2 protein-coding genes and 1 pseudogene are annotated in these 7,053 nt (G+C 54.5%); 2 read left to right on the top strand and 1 reads right to left on the bottom strand.

Annotation, left to right across the window (positions count from 1 at the left end; translation table 11 throughout):
- Positions 1 to 741 precede the first annotated feature (741 nt).
- Together HY788_08660 and katG are read left to right on the top strand one after the other, a co-directional pair.
- Positions 742 to 1,185, top strand: coding sequence for a transcriptional repressor (locus tag HY788_08660; GenBank protein ID MBI4774234.1), 444 nt, complete (start codon positions 742 to 744; stop codon positions 1,183 to 1,185).
- 119 nt (positions 1,186 to 1,304) lie between these two features.
- Entirely contained in the window at positions 1,305 to 3,500 is a 2,196-nt protein-coding gene (katG, locus tag HY788_08655; protein ID MBI4774233.1) for a catalase/peroxidase HPI, read from the top strand.
- A gap of 838 nt (positions 3,501 to 4,338) precedes the next feature.
- Here katG and HY788_08650 read toward each other — a convergent pair.
- Positions 4,339 to 6,804 (bottom strand): annotated as a pseudogene (locus HY788_08650) (CoA activase).
- Positions 6,805 to 7,053: the final 249 nt, after the last annotated feature.

The raw sequence follows: 7,053 nt of genomic DNA, 5'->3' as shown, positions 1-7,053 counted from the left end.
GACATCGAAGTAGAATGGTCTCCCGAAGCTTCGGAAGATTTGGAATCTATTGCAGAATATGTTGCAAAGGATTCGGAATTCTACGCGCGTGCAGAGTTACGAAGGGGTACGGGGTTGAATTGGTGCGTTTCTATTCTTCTGATCTGAGGACGCCTTACTTGTTCCTCGTCCACAAAAACCCATTGGAACACGCAGGAGCTTCGAGGAGCCGATTGACGGACCACCCTGGCCGGATTAGGTTGCTGCCGGGCATCTATCAGCCCGTTAAAAAGTCTGGTCGCTACAGGCTGGTGAAAAACGATGACATGCAAGGCGCGCAAATCCCGAGGAATGAGTCGTACACAGAGTACGTCGCAGTGACGAGGGATGAAACTCAACGCAGCAGATCGCGTTTTTCAACAGCCTGCCGTGCAACATCCTGTACCTGCCCATTCCACCCCAAACGTTCATAATCTTGCTGAGCGGCAGCCGGAAATCAAAACTTCAAATTGGAACAACCAGCAAACCGATTGTGAAAGAAACGGGAACAGGCTTTCGCTCCTCCCATTTTCAAATGCTCATCCATAAAGATGTTCGATCCAACGGATGGCCTCAATATCCGAAACCTTCCCGAGGCGCCGCCGGGTCGTGGACAGGTCGGCGTGCCGGCGCGAGAGGCATGAACAATCGAAACACGTGTTGACGGAAAAGAAACTTAATGTTAAAAGAAAATAGTTATTATTTAGGATTGGGAGGCTTCAAATGGCAGGCCATGAAAAACGATTTGAAATCATCATCCAAAAATTAAGGGATAATGGCCACAGGATAACACCTCAGCGGTTGGCTATCGTTAAAGTGCTTGCCAAAAGTGAAGGCCATCCCAGTGTTGAAAATATCCATGACGAGATAAAAAAAGACTTTCCGACAATGAGTCTTGCCACTGTATACAAAAATATTTTATTGCTTAAATCATTGGGTGAAATTCTCGAGCTGGGGTTCCCGGATGGAAGTAACCGATATGATGGAAACAAGCCCTATCCCCATCCACATGTCATCTGTATCAAGTGTAAGAAAATTGTCGATCCGGACCTGGATAGCTTGGATGAAATGAAAAAAGAGGTCGAATTAGAGACTCATTTTAAAATACTGAATCATAGGTTGGACTTTTTCGGTATCTGCAGCAATTGCATGGCGGAGAAAGTTTAATATAGTTTTTTTGCCATTAATTGATTATCGTTATCCCATAATATTTAATTCACTAATCAGAAGCACTGTATTCATAGCAGCATGGTGCATCGATTCAGACGACGAAAGGAGGCAACATTATGAATGAAGACAGCAAAAGCCCGGTAAAGGGCGGAGCGAAGAAACCCATTGCCGGCGGTGGCGCGTCGAACCGGGACTGGTGGCCGAACCAGTTGAACCTTAAGATTCTTCATCAGCACTCTCGCATGAGCAATCCCATGGGCGCGGCGTTCAACTACGCCGAGGAGTTCAAGAAACTCGACCTTAAGGCCGTGAAGAAAGACCTCTATGCGCTGATGACCGACTCGCAGGACTGGTGGCCGGCCGATTACGGTCACTACGGGGGGCTCTTCATCCGGATGGCGTGGCACAGCGCGGGCACCTACCGCATGGGCGACGGCCGCGGGGGCGCGGGGTCCGGCAATCAGCGCCTGGCGCCCCTCAACAGCTGGCCCGACAACGTGAACCTCGACAAGGCGCGCCGTCTGCTCTGGCCGATCAAGCAGAAATACGGCAGCAAGATCTCCTGGGCCGACCTGATGATCCTCGCCGGCAACTGCGCGCTCGAGTCGATGGGATTCAAGACCTTCGGCTTCGGCGGCGGGCGCGAGGACATCTGGGAACCTCAAGAGGACGTTTACTGGGGGGCTGAGAGCGAGTGGCTGGGTGACAAACGCTACTCCGGCGACCGGGATCTCGAGAATCCGCTCGCCGCCGTGCAGATGGGCCTGATCTACGTGAACCCGGAAGGACCCAATGGTAACCCGGATCCGGTCGCCTCCGGCCGTGACGTCCGAGAGACCTTCGCGCGCATGGCGATGAACGACGAAGAGACCGTCGCGCTCGTGGCCGGCGGGCACACCTTCGGCAAGTGCCATGGCGCGGGCGATGCAGCGCATGTCGGCCCTGAACCGGAAGCCGCCGACATCGAGGAGCAGGGTCTCGGCTGGAAGAGCAGCTTCGGCAGCGGTAAGGGCGGCGATACGATCGGCAGCGGCATCGAGGGCGCCTGGAAGCCGAACCCGACCGAATGGGACATGGGCTATCTGAACGTGCTGTTCAAATACGAGTGGGAGTTGGTCAAGAGCCCGGCCGGCGCGCATCAGTGGCTGGCCAAGGGCGTGGCCGAAAAGGACATGGTGGTTGACGCGCACGACCCGTCGAAGAAGCACCGGCCGATGATGACCACGGCGGACCTCTCCCTTCGCCAAGATCCGATCTACGAGCCGATCGCGCGGCGCTACCAGCAGAACCCGGAGGAGTTCGCGGACGCGTTTGCCCGGGCGTGGTTCAAGCTGACCCACCGCGACATGGGCCCCCGCTCGCGCTATCTCGGCCCGGAAGTCCCGTCGGAGGAACTGATCTGGCAAGACCCGGTGCCCGCGGTCGATCACGGGCTGATCGACGCTCGGGACATCGCGGACCTCAAGGGCAAGATCCTCGCCTCGGGCCTGTCCGTCTCCCAACTGGTTTCGACCGCCTGGGCGTCGGCGTCCACGTTCCGCGGCTCCGACAAGCGCGGCGGGGCGAACGGAGCGCGCATCCGTCTTGCGCCGCAAAAGGATTGGGAAGTCAACCAGCCGGCCCAACTGAAGACCGTGCTGCAGACCCTTGAGGGAATCCAAAAGAAATTCAACAGCGCGCAGTCCGGCGGCAAGAAGGTGTCGCTCGCCGACCTGATTGTGCTGGGCGGATGCGCCGGTGTCGAGCAAGCAGCGAAGAATGCCGGTCACAAGGTAACCGTTCCCTTCACGCCCGGACGCACGGATGCGTCGCAGGAGCAAACCGACACGGAGTCCTTCGCCGTACTCAAACCGGCTGCGGACGGGTTCCGTAACTATCTCAAAACCAAATACGCCGTATCGGCAGAGGAACTGCTGGTTGACCGGGCCCAACTGCTGACGCTGACCGCTCCTGAAATGACGGTTCTCCTTGGCGGCATGCGCGTCTTGAATACCAACTTCGGACAGTCCCGGCACGGCGTCTTCACCAAGCGGCCGGAGGCGCTCACCAATGACTTCTTCGTGAACCTGCTCGACATGGGCACGGTGTGGAAGGCAACCTCGAAAGACGAAGACGTGTTCGAGGGCCGTGATCGCGCGAGCGGTGAACTCAAGTGGACCGGCGCCCGCGTCGACCTCATCTTCGGTTCGAACTCCCAACTCCGGGCCTTGGCGGAAGTCTATGCCAGTGCGGACTCCCAGGAAAAGTTCCTGCGCGATTTTGTCGCGGTATGGAACAAGGTCATGAACCTTGACCGCTTCGACCTCGCATGATCGCAGTATGAATGTCTACGAGGGCTTCCGAAGCGTATTTTGAACCGAAAACCTGATGATCAGGAAACGATAGCCGCCGCGAATGGACGGATGTTCTGAACGCTCACGAAGGCTATCAGCAACACAGGAGGGCGGCGTTTCAATACAATCTGAAACGCCGCCCTTTTTTTAATGGCGAAAGGGGGACGTGGCGAAAGGGGGACGGGGTTGAGTTTGCGCGTTTCCTTGTTTCATCATCTATGATACAGAAACCTCGTGCCACGAAAAGCACGCATTGATGCGCCCCCGGGGCGTTACATCACATCATCCGCCGGGGGATCGAACGGCGCAACATCTTCCGTGAGGATGCCGACAGAAACCGGTTTGTCGATCGACTGGCGAAACTGCTGGTTGGGACCGCGACGTCCTGTTTAGCCTGGGCTTTTATCCCCAACTGAGGTGGCAAAGAAACTTGAGTTAAGCAGATCGGCGATCAGCAGGGCCGGCAGCAGAAGCAAACACATTGCTTTGGATAATGCATCGTGCGTCGAAGAATAGAAACGCACAAAATCAACCCCGTCCCCATACAATCCACAAAATCAACCCCGTCCCCATACAATCCATACAATCGTCTCCATGCCCAATCGTATGCATCGGATTATCGTTACTACCCACGTTTGTAGGGGCGGTTCGCGATCAGGCGTCGCCGCGCTATGCCATGACGCGACCGCCCCTACGGAAAACGCAAACCCCTCGGTCGTTTGGTCGGGGCATTAATTCTCGTTCCCAAGTTCAACTTGGGAACGAGAAGGAAACCGCATCCCCGTCCCGGCGTGAACACACGCAGACCTGATCCAGCTTACCGTTTGTTCAAATAGGCCAGGTAGGGAACAAGGGCCTCGTTCTTGTTACTCGAGGTTCCGTCATAGGTGATGGACACAATGGGAACGCCGGTTTTTTTCTCGATTTCCTCGGCCATGGCCTCGGTGACCAGAGAAGGGCAGCAGAACGCAGGACTGGTTTGAACAAACAAGGAAACATCCGGGTGGTGTTTCTTTATGTAGAATATCTTCAGCAGGTTGTCCATGGACTCGCCCGTATGCTCGATCCGGACGTTGTATTCGGAGAGGATCTTTTCCGGGCTTTCGCTGAAATCCGGCGCTGAATTCTCCAATGTTCGCTCGAAATACGTGAGATAGGTTTTTTCCATCCGTGTTACGGCGGACAGCAACGCCTTTGAAGTTAGAATCTCCAGATACCGGCCCTCGAAAAACCACTTTTTCAGATACGCCTTGGCGATCATCTGAACGTAAGCGCTATAGGGGGTTACGATCACTTCACCGTTGTGCCGTTCGATAAAGTGAATGAGATTCCGGTTCATGACGTCGTTGTCCCGCACGTATAAGTCACCGAAGATCGCCACCTTCGGCTTCCGGTCGTGCGATGTCTCGATGGCTTGAAAGCGGGAGATTACTTCGGCGATGGTCTCCTCTTTGGACCGATTTCCGAGGAAGGCGTCGGTCAGGAGGTCCACGCTTTCTTCGAGCACCCGGTCCGTTGTCCCCTTTTGCTTTTCATAGGGTCTGATTTTGCACCCGATCTTTCGGATAAAACCTCCGAACAGATAGGTAAAATACGTGTTTATGGGCAACCTCAGGGAAACGTCCATGAAGGACATGGTCCCCACGTACACCCCGGCCTTTTCCATCCCCTTTCCATAGGCCTGAAAGAGCCTCTTCAGGTGATGGGGAAAGAGCCCGATATTGCATGCGATCTTCGACGAGACCACCCATAGGAGGGTATTTTCAGGATCCAGATCATGGGTTTTCACATAATCGACGAATTCCTGGGCAATGATGTTGATGGGGATGCACTGCCCCGTGTTGTGACGCAAACTTTTCTGAATGCTGGTCTCGGATTCCTCCATCAGTCTCGCGTCGATTCCCTCCCGTTGGAGATTGGCCGCCATGAATTTCAGAGTGATATCGTCCCAATTCGGGATTATCAGCGTCTTGCCCGAAAGCTTCGTGTCTTTCACCGGAAAGAGTAACGGCGTGTACGCCGCGATCCTCTTTTGAGTCCTGATGGCATGGTGGTTTTCAAACGATCGAACGGCGGCCTCGATCCTCGTCTCATACCCTACGCTGGATTCGTGTTCATCCAGTTGGAGGATGAGGTACGGTTTTTCATGGACCTCCATGATCTTCTTGAAATAATCGATGGCAAAGGAATCAGGCGAACACCGGAAGGAGGTCACCATCACCGGATAGGCGTTTTCGGACCGGGCCGTCACCTGGGCTGCCGACAGGATCTCGGCGGCGTACCGCCAGTGTATTTCATCCAGCAGATGTCGGATCGGCGCCGTATCCTCTTCCGAATACGTCAGCATATCCTGAAAAAAGACCCTGATCCCCAGCGACGCAAAAAGCTCGGGAATGCCTTTATTCATGAATCGGGAAAGCGTGGTGTAGGGTCTGCCCAACAGCACCACGTGCAGACGGTTATGCTCCAGGGATGCTTTCCGGTAGCTCTCCTTCAATTTCAGTGAACAAGATCGACGGTAATCGCAGGCCGCGTCATACGCCTTCGAAACCTCGAGGAATCCGATAGACGACTTCGTTATGGCTTTTAGCATCGAGTGGAGTTCGATTTTGGCGTGCAGCGCACCGTGAACGGAGTGGACGAGCGGAGTGAGGATTCTTGCCCCTTCCCTGCCCTCACTTGAAGCCGATAAAAGGGAGGGTGAAAATTGGGTGTAATAACAGTATTGCCGCCTTACCCCCTTTGCCGGCGCCTTTTTCTCCAGATAGAAGGGCAAGAAAATGACATCCGATCGGTTCTTCAGGTAGTCGATGTGCCCGTGGAGCGCCGCCATGGGCGCGCAGAATTCAGCGTTCGCCAGGTGTTTCCCTTCCTTCAGGGCTTCGCTGTAGTCTTCACTGGTGACCGTCCGGATGGAAAGCTCGTTAAAGAACTTCTTCCAGAAGGAAAGGTCCTCGTAGAGATGGAGCGCCGCGGGAAGGCCGATGGTGATGTCCCCGGAATACGCCGGAAGACTTTCCAAGGAGAACACCTTTTCCCTCTCCCTGAGCAGGTCGAATCCGGAAAGGTTCCTGTTCACGTAGTGCTTTGTGTCATATTCCCGGCCGCACAGGAATCCGTAAGCGACCTTTTCACCTCCCACATCGGCTACCGTTATCTTGCAATGATTCGTACACAGCTCGCATACCTCGGACGTCACGTCGATCGTTTTTTTGTGAAGGCCAATGCCCCGGAATCCGGTTTGCCCGATGCTCTGATCCAAAAAGATGAGGGCGGCCCCCATAAGCGCTAACTTAAGAACTGTTTACTATGTTACTTTGCTTTTGCAGTTGCACTTGCTGTAGCAGTCGTTTTCTGGGCGATTCTCTTAAATAAATCGATATCTTGCTCAAGCCGGTGATGGATTCACCCAAGCTTAGTTTTGGGTTCACGGCTTGCGTTAGGAGGTATAGCATAAACACGGTCTCTCTCCAAAGAGATCGATTCCTGTGGCGTTTCTTGGAGTGGGTATCCCCAGGGGAAAAAAGACTCG

The sequence above is a fragment of the Deltaproteobacteria bacterium genome (genome assembly GCA_016208165.1).
GTDB lineage: Bacteria > Desulfobacterota > Desulfarculia > JACQYL01 > JACQYL01 > JACQYL01.
Note: the sequence above shows the minus strand (reverse complement) of the source record. Positions and strands in the feature narration are given on the sequence as shown.

Coding starts and splice junctions, on each gene's coding strand:
- HY788_08660 (MBI4774234.1), top strand. CDS start 742: ATGGCAGGCCATGAAAAACGATTTGAAATCATCATCCAAAAATTAAGG.
- katG (MBI4774233.1), top strand. CDS start 1,305: ATGAATGAAGACAGCAAAAGCCCGGTAAAGGGCGGAGCGAAGAAACCC.